The organism is Pseudomonas bubulae, assembly GCF_037023725.1.
Lineage (GTDB): Bacteria > Pseudomonadota > Gammaproteobacteria > Pseudomonadales > Pseudomonadaceae > Aquipseudomonas > Aquipseudomonas bubulae.
This window is the reverse complement of sequence record NZ_CP146077.1, coordinates 3,780,511-3,800,099: the sequence shown is the minus strand read 5'-3', so window position 1 is coordinate 3,800,099 and position 19,589 is coordinate 3,780,511. Positions and strand designations below refer to the sequence as shown.

The following is a 19,589-nucleotide window of genomic DNA, read 5'->3' as shown; positions in this document are numbered from 1 at the left end:
GGTATCAGGGTGCAGGGCGCGCAGTGTGCCGAACCCACGCTGATATGAGCAGGGTGGATGTCCGTTTTGACGGTGCAGGTATGAGAGGGGTATCAATCAACGCAGGGGCAGACATGGGCAACTTCCTTGTGCGCGCAGACGGTTATGCTATGAAGGGATGGGCATTGCAAGCCGTCCCAAGGCAGATATGGACGCAATTGTGGCATTTTGCTACTGTTCTTGGCCATGCGTAAATTTGCGCGCTCGCCCGTCATCCGGAAGTGAGCTCCAGTTCACACTTCCCCCTCTATCCTCGCTGGCATTTAGCGGACCCTGCACGAAAGTGCCTCGTGTTCTCGACTACGCCGACAGTACACCGACCAAACCGCTAAGGAAGCCTCTTGATGAGCATGATGTGGGGGCTTTTGGGCCCCGAGCAATTGGGGGGCGAGAGACGAACCCGTACCTTGGACCTTGGTGCTGCTGTGCGTGAGTACAATGAGCGTGCGGTACCGGGCATGGGCGGGGTGTGGTACGCCAAACAGCTGCTGCTGGCGATGCTGGGCATTGCACTTGCTCAAAAGTTGCGCGAGCGCCAGGTCAATGTGTCGAACATTACGGTTGCCAATGCTATTGAAGCCTTGGGTTGTTACTTCGCCCTCAAGCACAACCAGGGCCAGGGTGATTCCCGCGTGCGGGGTTCGGAAAAGCTGCGCGGCAAGGCCGATTTTGATTTCCAGGCGCTGTGCAAACCTGGCTTTTATGTCAGCCAGCCAATGCGCATGGGCACTGGCCAGGCGTTGTTGACCTTGGGTTTGGTACGTGCCCAGGGAGAGCGATTCAATGCCTTTATGTGCACGGCGTTTGGTTATGAGTTTATTAACGCCTGCTGTGGGGATGACGGCGCGCAGTTGGAACTCTTATTGCAATGGGCGCAAAAGGGCCGTTCGGTCAATCAATTGAAAGCTCCCACTGCGGCAGTGCTTTCACCCTTGCAGCTATTACCTGCCCAAGCGCGAGCATTGTTGTCGCGTCGCCTCAATACCGACCTCGCGTCTGCCCGTGGTGGGTTGCAGCGCGCTGCCATACGCCGCTGGGTGCAGGCCCGCGACGCTCATCCTGCGGTGTTTGACTGGGGCGCTCGGCCGAATGACATTGACGTCGAACACTGGAACGACTTGCACTACGGGGCGCTGTTCTTTCAGGTTCAGGATGCCGCCTACCAGGTGCTGGATGGCTTGGAGCAGTACATGGCGGCATCGAGTCGACCACAGTTTCGGTTAGGGGAGAGCATCCCCGAGCTGATCTCAACCCGTATCGGGCATTTGCGCGAGCTGGCCCGTCTGTTTTTGGATAACCCTTTGGCGCAGCGAACCGATGCGGTCGCCGCGCGCTTTTGCCTTGATTGCAGTGCTCCTGAAGAGTCCCATGTGCTGGCCAGCCTGGTGAGCCGAGACGGTCGGGTGCTGCGCTTGCAGGGCACGCAGGTGCTGCCTGGAAGTGCCTTTCAGTTTGAGGTGTTGGCGGTCACCGATCAACCTGCTGGCGAACCTCAAGGTCAGGTCGCCGAGAATGCGCTACCGGCCTGGATTTCTCCGCGTGTGGAACGCCTATATCAGTTGGATCTGGACCTGCAAGGCCAATTGGACATCTGGCTCGCGCAGACCCCATCCGCTGCAGTGGCCGAGGTGAGTCTATGAGTCAGGTTCCGGCATCACTGGCTCAGCATTTCGAAACACCAGATGGTTTTACCGGCCATTTCGGCTGGTTGTGTGGCTTCTCGGCTGACGATAGCTTTCTTAACGATGCCCTTGAACGCTTCACTCTCCGGCAAGCCAACCAGCGAGCCTACACTGGGGATACCTCACTGGCGTTATTACTGGATCCACGTGCGCCCCAAATCACTCCCATCGAAGTCCCCGGGCTGTTGCATTTACCTTGGGCGAAAGCTGCTTTGCCGTTCAACTTGATGCACGCCAAGGTGGCAGTGCTGACTTACCGCAGCACCGCCCGGAGTGACGTCTGGAGTGTGCGTTTGCTGGTCTGCACCGGTAATTGGACTCGCCAGACCCTGGAGCACAGTCTTGACCTGGTCTGGCGTCTGGACTTGCACAGTGATGACCTGCGCTCACCTACCGAAACGACGCAGCAGGCGCGCACGGACATCTCTGGTGCCTGGGATTTACTGTCGTGGCTGCGTCAGCAATACGACAGTCGTGTACTACTCGCCAACCCGCTGACGGCAAAAGCCATCACGGATATGGATACGCTGCTGTTCAAGCAGATCACATTGAAAGCCTCTGGTTTGAGCGCGCGGTTTTTCGATAACCGCACAGCGTCGCTGCTCGCCCAATTGCCCGCGAAGGTGGTGAGCGCTTCGGGGCGAGGGGTTGCGCGTAACTACCTGGCCATGGGATCGGGATTTTACGAGTCCTCATTGCTCGGAAAAACGCCGTCGGTGCCGTTGCAGGTTGTCCGCGGTTTGCGCGGTGAAGGGGGAGGGCCGCGGCTGTTGACGATGTCCAGCGATGTCAATCTGTTCGTCAACGAAGGCGGCTGTCAGGGTGTTGTTGAGGCATTGGCGATGTTGACTGCGGCCGACATCAGCGTGCGGCCAGCGGCTCAGCCGGGGTATTTTTCCCACGCGCAAAAACGTACTTTACATGCCAAGTTTATCTTCAGCGCCAGTGAGACGGGGCACTCGAACAAGACTGCCAATCCCTGGCTGTATCTGGGGTCAGGCAATCTTACCCCGCAGGGTTTTACCCTGAAAATGGGACGTCACCTGGGCAATCTTGAGGCTGGGGTGGTGTTCGCACCGACGCCGTTGAACTGGCACCCGCAACACATGGCCGTCGCCGACCCTGAGTCGATTGGCTATTACCTGCCGATTCAACGGCAACTCACATGCAGGCCTGAAGCGTTGCAGACGGGTGAGGCGTTTGAAGTGGGCAGCGAAGTGTTCAGTGCGGCCCGCGTGGCATACTTGGTGTGGCGGGAAGCGCAAACGCCGGAGCAAGGCTGGTTAAGCAGTGAAGACGACTTAGAAGTTGATTATGTGGTGCTCGATCCTTCGCATCAACCGTGCACTTACGTCGACGGGCAAGGTTTTAGATGGTGTGGTCAGCGGCCACGTCAGGTGCTCATACGCTGGCAAGTGGAAAATACTGAGCAGTTTATGGCCGTGCCGGTGCTCGATGGCTTTGGTCGCCTGGCGGCCACGGAACTGCCGGACATCAGCCTGGAGGATGCATGGCGTCAGCTCGAGGGTTTTCCGCAGCTGCCCAGTGAGGAGGAGCTGCCCGACGCCTTTGATCACAGCCTGCGTTCAGGTAGCCGGCAGGAGAGCCCTCGGCGTGCTCAAGAGACGGCACGTTATCCAATCCGGCAAATGATGGCGTTAATTGAGGGCATTGCGGCGAAACAGACCGCGCTTGAGCCCATCGATTGGCCTGTCTGGTGTGCGCGTCTGGAGCAATCGCTCATCCAGGCCAGTGGCTGCGAGTTGTTGCAAGCGTTTCTGGCCCTCAAGCTCAACCCGATTCATGCCTTGCGCCAGGCAGCGTTCAGGCCCCACTTCGCGGAAACGCCAGAGCACCTGGCGGGACAGCGCTACGAGGCGGCGTTGAACCATATCGAGGCGCATTGGGCGCTAGATCACTCACACCCCCTGGGAGCCCCAGCATGACGTCTGGAACGTTTAACTGGGCAACGGTTGCGGTTGCACTGCGCGAAAGGGCGTCCCAGCAGCAACAACTCGCCTGTGCCGAGGGTGAGGCGGCCGCCCACCTGAATCCAGGTCAGCGCGCCAGTCTGCATGCGCTAGCCGAGCGTATTGGCGACCACGGCGTGGTGCTGGCTGACGAGGTCGGCATGGGTAAGACCCGTATCGCGGTGGAGTTGATTCGGGCGGTTAACCACGCTGGCGGTCGCGTGGCCGTTGTGGCCCCACCTGGGCTGGGTTATCAGTGGCATGACGAGTTGAAGCGCGGCGGCGTCGATGCCCCGGCGATGCTGCGTGGGCTTTACCGCTACCTTGAAGCTTGGAGTGGTGAAGAAATCACACCAGACAAGCCCTGGTTTGAGGCGCCCACCCTGGTGCTGTCGCAGGCCTTTGCCAATTGGCGCATGGGCGAGCACACCTCGCGCTGGCGTCGAGAGTTGCTGCCGTTAGTCTTGGCGCGCTGGCGCAAGGACGCAGGTTTCAAATACCCCAACGGGTTCCATGCCTCCTGTCCTTATGATTCTTGGGTCGAGCAGGCGGCCGCGAGTATCGTCAAGCACATCAACCAAGATCCTCGGCAACCGGCTTGCACCTGGCTGGCCAACCTCAACAACCAAAATGCTTGGCCGGATCCCAGAAATCAGACGGATTACAGCAGCGGTACCCCGCATCGGGACTGGCTGGAACAGGTGGTCGGGTTTGGCCTGGGGACCTTCGACCTGGTGGTGATTGATGAGGCGCACAAAAGTCGCGGCAGTGACAGCGGCTTGAGCCGATTGCTCGGTAATGTGCTGCAGAGCACGTTGCAGAGCCGTCGTTTATGCATGACCGCAACCCCGGTGGAGCTTGATGTCGAGCAGTGGCGGCAAACCTTCGAGCGGCTTGGCCTCGACGAGCCGGTGCGTGATCGCCTGCAACCGGTGATCAATGACTTTGCCCAGGCCATTCGTCATCTGCGCGCCCATTGGCGTTCCAGTGACACTGCCCGTCAGCACTATCAGGTGACTGCCAGTGCCTTTCAATCGGCGCTGAGCCCCTACCTGTTGCGTCGGGACAAGCGTGAAGATGTGGATGTCGCGCGCTTCACCGAGCTGACTCAGGGCAAAAATTATCGCAACACAGATAGCGCGGTCAGTGTGGATGTAGGCACTCTGAGCCTACCTTGGCGCCAGGCCGTGTGCGCGACAGAAGCTCTCTCGGTGACCGCGCGGCTGGACGAAAACGTAACCGCCAAACGCTTGCGGTTGACCTTGGCCAACGGGCACGGCATTGCTGACTTGTTAGCGCAGATCAACGAGCCGGAGGATTCTTCGGTGTTGGCGGTTGACGAGCAAACCAGTACTGTCGATAACAAGCGCCAACAACGCGTGCAATGGTGGTTGCAGACGGCTGCTCACGCGTTTCAGACACCTCACCATTTGTTTGAACACCCGGCAATCCTGGCCACAATCGCGGCCATCGAAGCGGCGCACGGGCAAGATGAAAAGGTCCTGGTGTTCGGCCGTTTCACCGCGCCCATGCGTGCCCTGGTCCGTTTGCTGAACGCGCGGGAGATGTTGCGCAGTCTGCAGGCGGGTCGATACTGGCCGCAGAGTGTCATTCAAACCCGTGACGAAGACTCCGATGAGCATTCGCAATGGGCTGCCGTGCGGGTTGCGCACCGTCAGTTGCAAAGTCCGCTGGCTCTGAGCCGCATCCCTGAACTTCTGGCCACTCAATACAACAGCCACAGTGCCCGTCGTGAGCAATTTCGCCGACACTTGCTCGACTGGCTGCAAACAGGGCTGCCTCATGACGATCCGCTCCCGCGGGCGATGCTCAAACACCTTGAGGCGGCGCAGCGTACCCGGGAGGTGGCAGAGGCAGTCGAGAAGCATCCCGTCGCGCTGTTTGTCCGGGCGATTCTCGACCTCACTGGCGAGGATGTCGAGCACCTGACTGCCGAGCACACCTGCACGGCTTTTTGCCAACTGCTGAGCGCTGCCAGCGACCAGCGTACGGACGACGACCCCGAGGCTGCGGATAACCAGGAAACTGCATTGCAATGGGAGTTGCTGCTGGCCCGCCTGCAAGCTGAGTCGGGCCATCAGGAAGGGGGGTTCGCTCGCTTGATGTATGGCGGCACTGAACAATCCACTCGGCGTTTGCTGCAACTGGCCTTTAATCGCAGCAAAAGCTTTCCCCGTGTGCTTGTGGCTCAATCCACAGTTGGTCGTGAGGGGCTTAACCTGCATTTGGCCTGCAAGACCGTCATTCTCATGCACCCTGAGTGGAACCCTGGGGTGGTCGAGCAACAGATAGGTCGCGTAGATCGTGTGGGCAGTCAATGGAGTCGCCAGCTTGACGATGCACTGAAACAAAACCGTCCGCCCGCACAGCTACCGCAGATTGATGTGCACCCGGTGATCTTTCGAGGGACTTATGACGAGTATAACTGGCAGGTCTTGCTGGAGCGTTGGGATGACTTGCGCGCTCAATTACATGGTGAAGTGATCCCGGCCAGGGAGGCAGACGGCGATGTGGCATATGAGCAACTTCTGGCGGAGCTGAAGGCCGGCGCACCGTGTTTTTCGCCGCTGGGAAGAAGTGCTTGAAGCAATCTCCCCCTCTGGGCTGATCAGGGGGAGCCGCTTTTTAATGGCACTGGGTGTTTCCTCGCATCACGGCTAACCGGCGATCAAGGGGCGCCGTGATGGTGAAGTGTCAGGGGCCTGGTAGGTGATCAGGGCGCTCTTTTCGGGCGTCCTAAGCCACAACCGGATAGCAAGCATCCCCCCAGAGAGTTTCGGGGTTATCCAGCATCAGCAAAATAATCACCGGCACCAGCTTGCCGAGGAGGTTCGAGCAGTCGCGCAACTGATCTCGATTCACGCTGCTATTCCAGGTTGCGCCCCCATGCATTACCTGGTTGCGCAGTGTATAGATTCGATTGAACAGAACGCCGAGTACGGCGGGGGTGTTGCGGTTGGCCAAGGCTTGTTGTGCTGCCCGCCGACCGCTGGCGAAGCGCTCTTTCCACTGTTGCTCACTGATCTTGCCGTTCTGGTGATCCCAGAAGCTCTGGAATACGAAGGGGTTATCCAGTAAGGCGCGAATGCTACCGGAGAACTCGGACCAGACCAGGTTTTCGATCAGAGTTGCAGTGTCGAGTGCACACAGCTTGTCCAGGAACGCTTTGAATGTGGTTTGCTCGGAAAGCCGGTACTGCTCGTCAATATCGGTGGCGTAGGCCGAGTTAAAGGCAATCCAGAGAAAGACAAAGCGTCCGTCGACATCGTCTGCCTGTTCGGCCCGATTGAGCCAGCTCAGCGCTCGATGGACACGCAAGGTGAGATTAGGGTGATGGCTTTCTCGTTCCTGACGATGACGAGTCTTCAGAGCTTGATGGTCCATGGGGGCCGATCCTTGATGTCATGGGCGATGGGTAAACCGGTATGAAGTGTCTTAAAGCTTTACATATATTTGAGCCAGGCTTGGCGTTGGCAGAAGAGTGTTTATCCGGGAGCCCATAACCTGCGCTATTTGTTTACCTGTACAGACAAACAACATGGACGGGGCCAGTGCATTTGCTTAGGGTATGGCCATTCGACATTACCTGCAAGGCAGCCTGCATGACGCGTACACAGTTCTTGGCACAACCAGAAGTTGGGGCTTTCCTCAATTGGCTGGCAGCGAACTTACCGACGCTGACTTTCACCTTACGTTTTAAATCGAGCAAATTTGTGCCGGGCGGTTTAATGGCTGATGTCCAGGGGATCGAGCAGGTGCTAGAGCATTACCGTTGGAAGGCAACTTGGCAGGATGCCAACCAAAGCCCAGTGGATTCACAAACCTGGGCTGACACGCAACGCTCTCTTGGGCAACTGCGTGAGTGGCTGACGAGCGCGGTCAACCAAGGGGATGAAACACAAGCGCTGCAGGCGTGCTTGCAGATTCTTCGCTGGGGGGGCGTGCGAGGCGCCATTCCGTTTTTGCACCGGTTGGCTGCGCAAGGTGAGTTGTCCAGCTACCTGAAAAAGATGGCAGGCCTGATGTCGCTTGACGGTAGCAGTGATCTGAATGAACTGGATGCAAGCAGTGTCGAGCGTTTCGATGCCGGTCTTACCAAGGTTCATGCCTTGCTTGATGCATCGGGGTCACCCATCTATGACAGTCGCGTTGGCGCGGCGATTGGCATGCTGTATTCGCTGTTTCGCCAGCAATGGGCGGGGGGCGGCAAACCCTTGCTGGCGTTCCCGTCCGGAGCCGCTCGCGGCAGCCAGATCCGCAACCCCGGGGCGTTTGTGAACGGGCTGGCTGCGCCACAGTTTTCTTCAATCAGTTATGAGTCATGGGCCCGCTGGCAAGTGCGATTGGGGTGGATAATCCAAGCTTTGCTTCAGCGCACAGACTGGTTCGCCGGCCAAGGTGCGTTGCCTGCACGGTGCCACGCGTTTGAGGCCTGCCTGTTTATGCTTGGGTATGACCTGCAGTGCTTTGGAGTGCCGCTGGCGGCAGATTCGGAGGCTGCAGGGGCAGCGAATGATGCGAAGAGCCGCGAGCGTGCGGGCACTGGATGGGTGCCGACCGGGCATCCGTTCAGTCAGGTTCTTCAGGATTATCTGACTTTTCGTCTCAGCGGCGCGCTCGACAGTAAAGCCAACTTCGTTGCCTGGCAGGTAGCCAATCCACGCAATGAGCAACCGCCAACCCGCGCGACTGCTATGGGCTACTGCTTTGCGTTTTCCATTCAGGAGTTCGATCTGTTCGAACGGCCACTGGCAGCGCTTGAGCAAATCGTCAGAGGTGGCCAGGATGGATTGCGTGCGGCATTGGCTACACCGACATTGGAGCCATTCACCCTGGGTGATGAGCGTGTACACGTGTGTCTGGTGGATGTATTGATCACGGGTAACGCGTATTTACGAGCGAAGACCGATCAGGCACGCGTTGCTTACGTCCTTAGCGCCGGATATGCGGGTACCGAGAACGCGGCAAGAACACTGCTGGCGGTGGGGCGCAACGTGGGCAAACACTTTGGCTTGCTTGATGCCCAACACTTGCCAACGACCTTGTTTGAGCAGTTTTTCTGCGGATGTGCGGTCGACGCCTGATACACGCACGATACTCAATCAGCATGAAGCGTTCCTGGACGTTTCGCCGAACAGGAACCGACCATGCAAGCGCGCAACGGAACTCAGTTGTACTCTGCTTCAGATATCTGCAATTTTCTTGAGTGCCAGCACCTGACGGCGCTAGACCTTCAGCACCTTGTGATGCCGATGGAGAAGGCGGCAGCAAGCGACCAGAACCGTCTGATCCAGGACAAAGGCCTGGCCCATGAGGCGGCCTTTTTCGAGGAGCTCAAACGCAAATATGCCAACGTGGTTGACATTGCTGAAGGCAATCCGAGTGTTGCTCGTCGTGTGGCGCTGACCATTGAGGCCATGAAAGCTGGCGCCGAGGTTATCTTCCAAGCGTCGTTTCAGGAAGGCGCGTTTATTGGTCATGCCGACTTCCTGCGTAAAGTGCCACGGGCGTCGGCGCTGGGCGACCACAGCTATGAGGTGATCGACACCAAACTGGCGAAAACAGCCAAGGCCAAGTTTCTGGTGCAGGTGGCGTTTTATTCGCGAATGTTGACCTCGATCCAGGGCGTACAACCCCAGTATATGTACGTCGTGCTCGGTGATGCTGCGCGTACTGAACAGGCGTTTCGCGTCGCCGACTACGCCGATTATCTGGAGCATGTGTTGCAGCGCTTTGACGGGTTCGTGAACGGCGCCGAGCGACCGCCTACCTACCCGCAGCCGTGCGGGCATTGTGGTTTCTGTGCCTGGCGTGATCGCTGCGACGATCAACGACAGCATGACGACCACCTTTCGGCGGTAGCGGGTATCAGCCGTTCGCAAATCCAGAAATTACAGGGTGCTGGTGTCACCACATTGCACCAGTTGGCGGAGAGCACTGACGACCTGCGTATTCCAAAACTGCAGACCGAATCATTGAGCAAGCTGCGGCATCAGGCGCGTTTGCAGTTTCAGGGCCGTTCTAGTGAGGCCCCGCTGTTCGAGCTGCTTCCCATGTTGAGTGAGCGACGTGGCTTTTATCGGATGCCCTATGCCGTGGAGGGCGACCTGTTCTTCGATATGGAGGGCAATCCGCTGGAAGAGGGTGGCCTGGAATACCTCTTCGGCCTGTACATTGACGAGGGCGGGCAACAAATCTTCAAACCCTTTTGGGCGCATACCCGAGATGAAGAAAAGCTCGCCTTCGAGCAGTTTATTGACTGGGTAATCGGCCATTTAAAACGTTACCCCGACGCGCATATTTACCATTACGCCAGTTATGAAGAAACCGCTATCAAGCGCCTGATGAGTCAACACGGGACGCGTGAAGCGCAAGTGGACTGGTTGCTGCGCAACGGCAAACTGATCGACTTGTACAAGGTCGTGCGCGAAGCTATCCGGGTGTCTGAGCCCAGCTACTCGATTAAAAATATCGAGCATTTTTACATGGGCAAGCGCGACGGCGACGTGACCAATGCCGGCGCGAGTATCGTGTTTTATGAGCGCTGGAAAGAGACTGGCGAGTCGGCATTGCTTGAGAAAATCGAGCGTTATAACGAAGACGATGTGCTCTCCACTTACCTGTTGCGTAACTGGCTGCTGGCAATCAAACCGTCAAATACGGGCGTTTTTGTTGGGCCTGAGCCCGCGAGCGAAAAATCCGTCGCCGAGCAAACAGACTTGGAAATTCGCCTGGAGCACTATCGCCATCGTTTACTTGGCGAGCCACCCGTCGAGGACCCAGTTCGCCTGCTGACTTTCCAACTGCTCGATTTCCACCGTCGTGCCGACAAGCCGACTTGGTGGCAGATGTTCAGCCGCCAGGACATGACCACCGAGGAGCTGCTGGAAGACATAGAAAGCCTTGCAGGGTTGCAGCGCACGGAAACACCGCGTGAGCCGATCAGTCGGTCATTTTTGTTTGAGTACCGCTTCGAACCGCAAGAGACCAAATTACGTACAGGCTCCAAGGGCTTGGTCGCCGAGACTCAGGACAACATTGAGTTGTATCGTCTGGATCATGAGCAGGGCTTGGCGACGTTCAAGGCCACCGAGAAAAAGGCGCCGCCGGCCTTTTTCGATATGATTCCCGGCCGGCCTATCCCGACAGATTCGTTGCGCGAGGCGCTGTTTCGCTATGCCGACAGCGTGCTGGCTGGCGAGCAGCGTTTTCAGGCGGTGACAGACTTCCTGCATCGACGCGGTCCACGGGTGAGCGGTATCGAGCCGGGCACGCCCCTGCTGGCCCCGAACCTGGTGCCGTTGGACGCGATCAAGCAGGTGGTACGCAACCTTGAGAGCAGCGTGCTGTTTATTCAGGGGCCACCGGGTACCGGCAAAACCTACACCGGCTCGCACGTCATTGTCGATTTGCTCAAGGCGGGCAAACGTATCGGTGTAACCTCCAATTCGCACCACGCTATTAATAACCTGCTGGCGGCGGTTGAAGCACGTGCGCAAGAAGACGGACTCACCTTCACTGGTCTGAAAAAATCTTCGGACGGGGATGGCAATGAGTTCAATGGCCGCTGTATTCACTCCATCGAGGACAAAAAAGCCTTTCTCACGGCCTGGAGCCCCTCGATTGACTTGACCGCCGGTACCGTCTGGATACTGGCCGACGAGACGTTTACCGAGCAGCTGGATTACCTGTTCATCGATGAGGCCGGACAAGTGAGCGTGGCGAATCTGGTGGCGATGGGCATGGCTGCACGCAACATCGTTCTGATGGGCGACCAGATGCAATTGTCGCAGCCAGTGCAAGGCGTGCACCCGGGCCGCTCTGGCGATTCCATACTCGACTATCTACTGGATGGCACGCCCACCATCGCGTCTGATCGTGGGGTGTTCTTGGCGCAAACCTGGCGGATGCACCCGCACGTATGTTCGTTTATTTCGCATGCCGTGTACGAAGGGCAACTGTCTTCAGCGCCAGGTACCGATCGCCGGGTATTGTCACTTGATGGGCAACGACCGGAGGTGCCGAACAGTGGGCTGATGTTTTGCCCTGTGAAGCACGATGGCAATAGTCAGAGCTCGGATGAAGAGGCGGCACAGGTCCAGGCACTTTATGCGTATTTTTCGCGGCAACGGTTTATCGATAGCGACGGTGAGGAACAGGCGATCGGTGTTGATAATATCCTGGTGGTGGCGCCTTATAACTTGCAGGTACAAGTGCTCAAACAAGTTTTGCCCTCAGGCGCGCGGGTGGGAACAGTGGATAAATTCCAAGGGCAGGAAGCGGAAATTGTTATCGTATCGATGGCGACTTCCAATGAAAATTACCTTCCGCGTGACATTGGCTTTCTGTACTCGAAAAACCGTTTGAACGTGGCCGTCAGTCGCGCCAAATCCCTGGCGTGTATCGTCGCCAGCCCGGACCTGACCGCTGTGCGCTGCATCACGCCCCATGACATGAGTCTGGTCAATGGTCTGTGCATGGCGGTCAGATACGGCGCGACCCATCACCATGCTTGATCGACACGATGATTGGGCCAAGCTTGGTCTTAGCGACTGGCACCGCTGTGTATTGCTCGAAGGTACGCCGCCTTTCAATCCGCTGGGATTGAATCAGCGTGATCTGATTGGCAACACGCCGCTTGACCTAGCCTATTGTCTGAACCGAAGCAGCCTGATAGACACGCTGGAGTCTCTGGGTGCGCAAGGCAAGCGGCAGCCACTGGACTGGGTCGGGCGGGGAAGCTTGATGCCCTACGATAAGTACATTCATTTGCCTGCCCGGTATGGCAATGTCAAAACCTTGCAGGCTCGTTACCGATTGGGCGCGAACCTCAATGATCGTGATGGACAGGGCAACACGCCGCTGCATTGGCTGCTGATCAATGGTCACTTGAGGGCCGCCGGGTATTTCATTACCCACTGTGCGATGTATGGCCTTGATCTGAGCGGTAAGAACGGCGAGGGCAATACCGTGCGAAATATTGCCCTGCTCAACAGCCATCATGCGCTGGCGCATCAGTTACTGACGGCTGAAACCGACAACTACCTCCGTGCGCTACGTCTTTGGCAGGAGATGGGCCTCAATCATGCATAAGCCATGGCCTCAGTTCCTTGATGTTGCTGACCACGATCTGCTGGGCCTCTGGGTTGGTGGCCTGGTTTCTCGGGTCGACCTGATAGCGGGCCAATACATACTTCACCAATGCCTTGCGACTGGAGACCACCAGTTTCCCCTCCGTCATGCCAAAGTCGGTTTCGATAATGCATTGTTGCGCGGCGTTTAGGCGGCTATCGGGGGTAAAAATGATCGGTACTTCGGTATTCCAATCTTCATCCAGCTCGCGGGTGTTTTCTGAAGCGTCCAGCAGGTCTGGGTCACCGCGTAGTCGGCTCAACACAAAATCGCGGTACTGACGATTTTTCTCACAGTAAGCGCGCACATGCCAGCGCATCCCGGAGTACACCAGGGTATGCGGGGCAATCAGGCGGATTTCCACGTTTGGGGTGTTAAGCGAAACGTACTCGATTTCTAAGCGCAAACCGTCTCGACAAGCTGCGAGCAAGGGCCGCAGAATTTCAGGCCGAATCGGCCGGTCTGGCACTTCGAGCACCTTGGTATGGGCGTAGGCCAGGGCCAATCCATCGATGTGCGGTGCCCGCTCATTGTTCTGGTAAAGGAGGTGCAGGTAGGCACTGGCGCTGTCATCGATGAATAGTGGTTTGAACTGCTTGCTTGGGACATAGCCCTTGCGTTGCTTGTCATATGTCAAGTTTCGGGGCGCATGTTCATTGATGTAGGTGTTGATGTCCTTGGAGGCTTGCTGGCGGCTAATGCCGAAGCTTTGAATCAAGTGTCCTGTGGTCAGTCGGCCTTCCCACCAGGCGACGGTTTCGATCAAACGATAGCGAAGTGCCAGATCCCAGCGCACTTGTTCGATGGATTGCTTGCGTTTCATACCCGCTCCATGTGTTTGAAAACTTTACCTGTATAAGTCTACATTCTAGACCTGTCGTGAATCATTACATATCGTGTATTTGTTTTCGGAATGAATCAAAGTCATTAAGGGCGTGGATATGGGTATGTCGGAGGAATTTCTGACCGTGGTATTGATCATGCTGATGGCAGTCTTGCTGGTCCTTGTGCAGCAGAGTCTGAGAATAAATGAGCTCTGGCGAATGGCTCAGCGATTCAAAAAAGATGTGCGCTGGGTACAGATTCTGGAAATGGAAAAACGAGAACTGCGTACTGCGCTGCGGGATGAAAAAGAACGCGTTGAGGTGTTGGAAAAAAAGCTGGTGATTTTGCAGGAATTGATCCCGACAGGGGGATAAGAGAACGCCCAGTCTCTGTCGCCGTCAGTTTAAGGACAGACCCAGCAGCGGCCCATTACACCGGGTCTACCTGGGGTCTGAAACGTTGAAGCAAAGCAACACCGCACGGCACGTGCCCTCCTGGTACTCGAGAGGCCCTGGGGGAGTGGCTGGATCTATTTTTAGACTAATAATTACTGAGGATGCGATGGGCTGGTTTATTATAATTTTTCTTGCTTTGGGATTTTTTGTTGTTGGAATCGCAGGTGTGTTAGCTATTTTAAACAGGGATATTTCATGGCTGGCTAGAGTTTTAAGCAGCTTGACTGGCGCATTTATATTGTGGGGAGTATGGAATGCGGTCGGATGGCTTTTGTTGAATCTCAAGTAGATTGGAAATATACCTGCTTCAGCTAAAGCTGGGACGGAACAGAACACAGTCAATGGCCATCGTGCAGCGCCGGTTCAAAGGCTTACGGCAGAAGAGCGTCAGGCTATTGGGCCGAATCCGGTGAGGCGGGTTGGCTTGCAAGATACCGCTGGGCTTCGGGAGCGGTGTTCATGTTGCGTGATCTGCACCTTTCAAAAAATAATTCGAATTAACTGCACCTATGCAATAGTCTTATTACGAATTGCTGCTAGGTGAACTATTCAGGAAAAGATGCCATGGCTTACGCACCCGAATTACTCACGCTGCTTGAACAAACGCTAGCGCCGACAAGCTATTGTGTCGGCGATATGCTTGATCACGGTATGGGTGACTGGCATGCCGCAGTGCTTCTCGACAACACGAATCATCTGTCGTCGCTCGAGCTGTTAGCATTAAATGCCAGGAATTTTGCAGGGCATACACCACTGGACATCGCTTATTGTTTAAACCGGACTTCCTTCATCGAGCGATTAGAGGCGAACGGCGCAGAGGGGGAGAAGTCAAACCTCGAAGCGAGGGGCGTTGGTCGCTTCATCGAAAATGATAACTACGTCCATCTGCCTGGTAAGCAGGGAAAGCTGAAGACGCTGGAAAAACGATACAGGGAGGGCGGATGTCTTAATTCCCGTGATAAGGGAGGTAATACACCGATCCACTGGTTAGCCGCAAACGGTCACCTCAAGGCAGTTAAGCACTTTTCTGAAAAGCACTTCATGTTCAACGTGGATATTGATGCGAAGAACCATGACGGGAATACTGCGCGCAACTTGGCCGTTCTTGAGGATCATCAAGATATAGCGCAGCAGCTTTTGATCTGGGAGATCGACAATTACATAACCTCGGTGCGAGTCATGTACAAAATGAGTGCAGGCTTGAAGGAAATGTTACCCAGACGTAAAGATCGTTAGTTTTTTATAGGGCTATTAGCTGAAAAACTCTTGGCTTGATCTGACAGTCACTGGGTGTAGAGGGTGACTGTCAGGTGAAGATAAATCTAGATGGAGCTGGCCAAGTTTTTGGGGTGACAGTGCGAAGGCGTGATGTTGCCATGTTTTAAATTGTAAACGACTAAAGGTAAACGCGTGACTATATGATGATATCCATGCGCGGCCCCAGTCCATCAACCAGTATGGAAATATTGGCCCGTATATCGCAACGCGCTTTATAGGAATCAATGACACCTCTCAGCTCACGATCGATAATGTCCCTTGCTTCCTCTCTTTTTTCGCAGACAGTTTCCGCTGTCAGTGTCACCCGACCGGAAAAAGTGGTTTCGACTGTAGAGAGTTTGACCCAGTCAGGGCTTGCTATATTGGCGATGCCTTTTCTTACTTTGTCAGCTGTTTTGGCTGCGTTATCAGAGCCTTCGATCGGAGAAATCGAATAAGTAAACAGGAAATGGTGTGTTGTCATTTGATTCGCCCTTAGGGTGTAGTGGCATTATGTGTCGCGCGCTGTGCGCGGCTTATGGTGACAGTATCACTTAAGGTGAAGATAAAAATACTATTCTCTAATATGGTTATATTTTAAATTGTGTTCAATTGTTTGAGTGCTAGGTCGGTACTTGGGTTATGGGGGGGTATGCACGGTCCAATGAGTCTAGGTATGAAGTTAGGTGTTGGCTTTGATGTTAAAGTGATGCTTGATTTTTACGTGGCGTTACAGCTCAGGTGTGCACTAGGGGGGTAAGTGTTGTTGGCAGTTGAATTTGTGATAAAGTTTGAAGTCTTCTGATTTTATAGTGTGCTCAGCGTGAACGCTCTATGCGGCGACGCCACTACCGCATTTATTATGATGAGTAAGACGGGTTCCAAAGCTTCATTAATAACATTGAGAGTTTCTTTGTTCGAGGGCGTGCTGTTCAAGTCGTGTATGTGTACCAGCGGCCAGAGCTAGTCTGGTTTTGTTGTTGCGCACGAGATCACCGAAGGACGAAGTATTCTCTGTGCGGAGTTGGTGCGGCGAATTTTTCTTCTCAATAGAGACTTTTTGACAGCTGAAAAAATCTTTTAGTACTGATCTGCACGTCGATTTGATGGGGAGGGACAGTGATGGGCAGATAAGTGAGATCGGCATTGATCTTGATGGCGATGCATTGACGCGCTGGTTAACCATTCCTAAGAATCTGTTGGACTTGAACACTATTTAACCAAGGCCACGTCATGAGAGACGATGTGGAGGTGGCATCAGCCCCAATGTCTGACTTTTTCGCAACACTACCCCACAGCAAAAGCGTGCGGCTTACACCCTCGCTGTTGGTAAGTTGATCGAAAGTCAGATAAGCACTATCGAAAGTGCGGAAGCAATCAAAATGAGTCAAAAGTAGGGCTCCACAATAAATTTGTAACTCAAAGCCCAGCTCCAGCGTTGGGCTTTTTTGCATTCACTGCTTAGGCTGCGAACCATCGCGAGTGGCTCATCCCGCTTGGCGAAGTACTTAACGTGCGTACGGCCCATGTCTATCTTCGCCACTATCGATGGTCCTTGGCGGGGGGATGCGCTTTCACTTTCTTCAAGGTATCGACATACTGATGGCCAAAAGCCATTTCTGTAGTATGAGCGTGAAGTAGGTAATCCCTCCCACGTCTAAATCATTAAGGAACGTTGTGATCGATTCAGTAGTTTCAATATCCGAGCAAGCATTTTTCAGCATTGTCACGTCTGCGCTGGAAGCCTACAAACTGGAGCACGTCTTGAACGGCGGCGACTCGGCTGCGCGCGTCGAAACATTCGGGCACCTGTGGGGGTACGATCAGCCATTAATCGGTAGAGACATGATCTACAGGGTGGTACTGGCAGACACATCCACCGCGGTTGAAAGAGACCAGAGCTCGGTTGCTTTTACCGATGAAGCGCAAGAGCTGAAACAAGGCTTTATCGACACGTTTTTCCCCGAAGTCTGCTACTTGGGTGACTATCACAGTCACCCATACAGCTTCGAAGACGATGAAATAAAAACCGAGCTCGAGCTTGAACGCCGTCATCTCTATCGATTTTCCGAAGGGGATTTCCGTTCGGTTAAATCTTTGCAGGATAAGTCGCTGGACTACCGAGTTGGCCTGGTGGCCACTGTATTTGAGCGTGAGCGGAAAGTGAATCGATCACTGAAGAGGCTGGACGGCGAAAGTTGTATCAGATTTCAGTACCTGAGCATGACCATCTGGCTGAAGGCCTATGTCTGGACCTCGGATGATAACTATAACTATCGTCGCAAGGCGGACAAAATGGTGCGCTTGGTGTGCCCGAGTCTGAATTTGTTAAATTCGTAACGCAGTATCGGGTTGGGCTGACAGTTTGGTAGCGCTGATGTGTGAGCTTCGAATGAGGGTTTGGTTAACGAATCCGCTCGCTCAACGATTGGTAACTGGCTGGCGGAGCAGGGTGGGGACTGGTTTTTCCTCGTCATCAGCATTCGCGAGTGCAAAAACTTTTTTCTGGCTGAGCCCTTGATCAGCCAACAAAAGTTGAGCCAATTGCTGTTGACCGACTGGCAGGCTCGAATGGCTGTGCTTGAGCGTTCGCTGTTACGCAAGGAACTGTTGACGTTGGGATTGGCCCGCAACTGAATTGAATTCTTCACAAGATTTTTTGTTCGGGCACCTGTTGCGTATGCTCCATACCCTTTGGAAAGATGATGGATTCCAGCTGGGTGCCCAGACGCGCCCAGGCTTCCGCCTTCTCACGCGCATAGTCATGATGCAAATAGTGACGACGCACTCGGCTCCCGGCCAGCACGTGGTTCTGGCAACGGTCGATCACATCCAGGTTGACGCCCAAGGCTTGCATCATCGTCGCACCGGTGCGGCGCAGGTCATGGGGTGTCCACGCGCCATTGGTACCTTTGGCTAAAACCAGGCTGTTGTCATGGCGGCGCCTGGAAAGCGGCTTGCGCTTCTTGAACATTTCCTGGCGATCCCCCACCTGCTTGCTGACGGTTTTCGAGAAGACCGGGCCTGTGCCGTCTTTATCCGGAAAGCACCAAGGGGTAGTCCCTGTCAGCGAGTAGAGCACTTGAAAGTAATGCAGTGAAAAAGGCGAGAGGAAGATGTGGTGGTCCTGCTTCTTGCCCCGCCGGCCTTTGACGTTCTTGGCCGGGATAAACCACTCGCCACTGTCTAGGTTCACATGGCGCCACTCGGCGGCGAGCAGTTCGCCTATCCGACACAAGGTGCCCAGACAGATCCAGAGCGTTAGTTCGGTTTCCTTCTTGAGCGGACGTATACCGCCGTACTTCTGCCCAGCCGGGAGCGCGCTGTAAACATCCGCCATGCCTGTGCATTTCTGATGCAGTTCGCGTAATTCATCGTGCGACAGAATGCGGCTGCGTTCCTCCTCGTACGTTTCGGGCAGCAGCAGGTCGATGTCGATCAGGTGGGCAGGGTTGCCATCAATGAGCAGTGCGCGCCAAGGCTGACGTTTTTCAGCCCAGGACAACATTTGGGTGATATCGGCAAAGAGGCTGATCGCCCGTCTGGGGGCATTGCGCGCAATGACTTTGCGCAGAATGGTTCTAAGGTCGTGCTCGGTGACATCATTCAACGGTTTGTTAGCCAGTGGCGGTAACACATCTTTGCTGAAGCTGCGGCGCAATTCAGCATTGGCGTTATTACGTGCCACGCCATCACGTAGCCAGGTCTCGAACAGCTCGCCCAAGGTCAGGCAGTCCGTGTCAGCTAGACTCTCGGTGGCTACAACTTCAACCACCTTTGCGTGCGCTTGTATTTTCACGGCTCGCTTCTGAGCGCAAGGGTTGATGCCCTGTTTCAACTGCTGTTTTGCCGAGTCGCGAGCATCGCGAATGTGCAGCAGCCTTGTGCGTGGCCATGTACCGCAGGCGAAGTCCTTGTATTTACCCTCCCACTTGAAGCGGTAGTGGAACTGAACGGAGAGCCCTTGCTTGTGCATAAGGACTTTGCCAATCAGATTGCCATCTTCTCGAAGCGTCCTGCCATGGTCGGTGCTGCTGAGCGCTTCGAGCTCTTTGATCGTGATTTTCACCATTGAAAATACCCCCCACTAAACCCCCCACCAGATACCGGGATTAGGTGGGAAAGCATGGGACGTGCTGCACGTCAGATGATCACCTAAGCCACTGTTTTTAAAGCATAGATCGTGATGGTTAGGGTCAGGACGTTTC

At 55.3% G+C, this 19,589-nt stretch carries 14 protein-coding genes; 10 read left to right on the top strand and 4 right to left on the bottom strand.

What is annotated here, in order from left to right; genetic code table 11:
- Positions 1 to 383 precede the first annotated feature (383 nt).
- Genes V6L81_RS17285 through V6L81_RS17275 form a run of 3 tightly spaced genes read left to right on the top strand, consistent with a single transcriptional unit; the run spans position 384 to position 6,297 of the window.
- Positions 384 to 1,679, top strand: coding sequence for a hypothetical protein (locus V6L81_RS17285; protein ID WP_095025343.1), 1,296 nt, complete (start codon positions 384 to 386; stop codon positions 1,677 to 1,679).
- Positions 1,676 to 3,667: a hypothetical protein gene (locus V6L81_RS17280; RefSeq protein WP_095025344.1), complete on the top strand. Its 1,992-nt coding sequence runs from the start codon at positions 1,676 to 1,678 to the stop codon at positions 3,665 to 3,667. The genes V6L81_RS17285 and V6L81_RS17280 overlap by 4 nt, the downstream gene beginning before the upstream one ends.
- Positions 3,664 to 6,297, top strand: coding sequence for a DEAD/DEAH box helicase (locus tag V6L81_RS17275; protein ID WP_271350432.1), 2,634 nt, complete (start codon positions 3,664 to 3,666; stop codon positions 6,295 to 6,297). Before V6L81_RS17280 ends, V6L81_RS17275 begins: the two co-directional genes overlap by 4 nt.
- A 151-nt stretch (positions 6,298 to 6,448) precedes the next feature.
- Here V6L81_RS17275 and V6L81_RS17270 read toward each other — a convergent pair whose 3' ends face one another.
- Positions 6,449 to 7,096: a HEPN domain-containing protein gene (locus V6L81_RS17270; protein ID WP_095025346.1), complete on the bottom strand. Its 648-nt coding sequence runs from the start codon at positions 7,094 to 7,096 to the stop codon at positions 6,449 to 6,451.
- Positions 7,097 to 7,440: 344 nt separating this feature from the next.
- Here V6L81_RS17270 and V6L81_RS17265 point away from each other — a divergent pair, with 344 nt between their 5' ends.
- The 3 genes from V6L81_RS17265 (at position 7,441) to V6L81_RS17255 (ending at position 12,805) form a co-directional block, all read left to right on the top strand.
- On the top strand, positions 7,441 to 8,796 hold the full coding sequence (locus V6L81_RS17265; RefSeq protein WP_254925237.1) for a hypothetical protein: 1,356 nt from the start codon (positions 7,441 to 7,443) through the stop codon (positions 8,794 to 8,796).
- 63 nt (positions 8,797 to 8,859) lie between these two features.
- The gene (locus V6L81_RS17260; RefSeq protein ID WP_095025348.1) at positions 8,860 to 12,228 is read left to right on the top strand and encodes a TM0106 family RecB-like putative nuclease; all 3,369 of its coding nucleotides are present in this window, start codon (positions 8,860 to 8,862) and stop codon (positions 12,226 to 12,228) included.
- Entirely contained in the window at positions 12,221 to 12,805 is a 585-nt protein-coding gene (locus V6L81_RS17255; RefSeq protein ID WP_256670551.1) for an ankyrin repeat domain-containing protein, read from the top strand. Before V6L81_RS17260 ends, V6L81_RS17255 begins: the two co-directional genes overlap by 8 nt.
- Here V6L81_RS17255 and V6L81_RS17250 read toward each other — a convergent pair.
- Positions 12,792 to 13,667: a YafY family protein gene (locus V6L81_RS17250; protein ID WP_095023686.1), complete on the bottom strand. Its 876-nt coding sequence runs from the start codon at positions 13,665 to 13,667 to the stop codon at positions 12,792 to 12,794. The two genes, V6L81_RS17255 and V6L81_RS17250, sit on opposite strands and share 14 nt — an antisense overlap.
- 124 nt (positions 13,668 to 13,791) lie before the next feature.
- Between V6L81_RS17250 and V6L81_RS17245 the strand changes: the two genes are divergently transcribed.
- Together V6L81_RS17245 and V6L81_RS17240 are read left to right on the top strand one after the other, a co-directional pair.
- On the top strand, positions 13,792 to 14,043 hold the full coding sequence (locus tag V6L81_RS17245) for a hypothetical protein (protein WP_306300950.1): 252 nt from the start codon (positions 13,792 to 13,794) through the stop codon (positions 14,041 to 14,043).
- Positions 14,044 to 14,688: 645 nt separating this feature from the next.
- Positions 14,689 to 15,360, top strand: a complete 672-nt coding sequence (locus tag V6L81_RS17240; protein WP_095023688.1) for an ankyrin repeat domain-containing protein — start codon at positions 14,689 to 14,691, stop codon at positions 15,358 to 15,360.
- A 178-nt stretch (positions 15,361 to 15,538) separates the two neighbouring features.
- On the opposite strand, the gene V6L81_RS17235 is transcribed toward V6L81_RS17240, so the two are convergent.
- The gene (locus V6L81_RS17235) at positions 15,539 to 15,865 is read right to left on the bottom strand and encodes a hypothetical protein (RefSeq protein ID WP_095025351.1); all 327 of its coding nucleotides are present in this window, start codon (positions 15,863 to 15,865) and stop codon (positions 15,539 to 15,541) included.
- Between the two features lie 1,193 nt (positions 15,866 to 17,058).
- Between V6L81_RS17235 and V6L81_RS17230 the strand changes: the two genes are divergently transcribed.
- Complete coding sequence (locus V6L81_RS17230; protein WP_095025352.1) at positions 17,059 to 17,721, top strand: hypothetical protein; 663 nt, start codon at positions 17,059 to 17,061, stop codon at positions 17,719 to 17,721.
- A gap of 60 nt (positions 17,722 to 17,781) precedes the next feature.
- On the top strand, positions 17,782 to 18,018 hold the full coding sequence (locus tag V6L81_RS17225) for a hypothetical protein (protein ID WP_370688619.1): 237 nt from the start codon (positions 17,782 to 17,784) through the stop codon (positions 18,016 to 18,018).
- A gap of 10 nt (positions 18,019 to 18,028) precedes the next feature.
- On the opposite strand, the gene V6L81_RS17220 is transcribed toward V6L81_RS17225, so the two are convergent.
- Complete coding sequence (locus tag V6L81_RS17220; RefSeq protein WP_095025353.1) at positions 18,029 to 19,453, bottom strand: site-specific integrase; 1,425 nt, start codon at positions 19,451 to 19,453, stop codon at positions 18,029 to 18,031.
- Between the last annotated feature and the right edge of the window lie 136 nt (positions 19,454 to 19,589).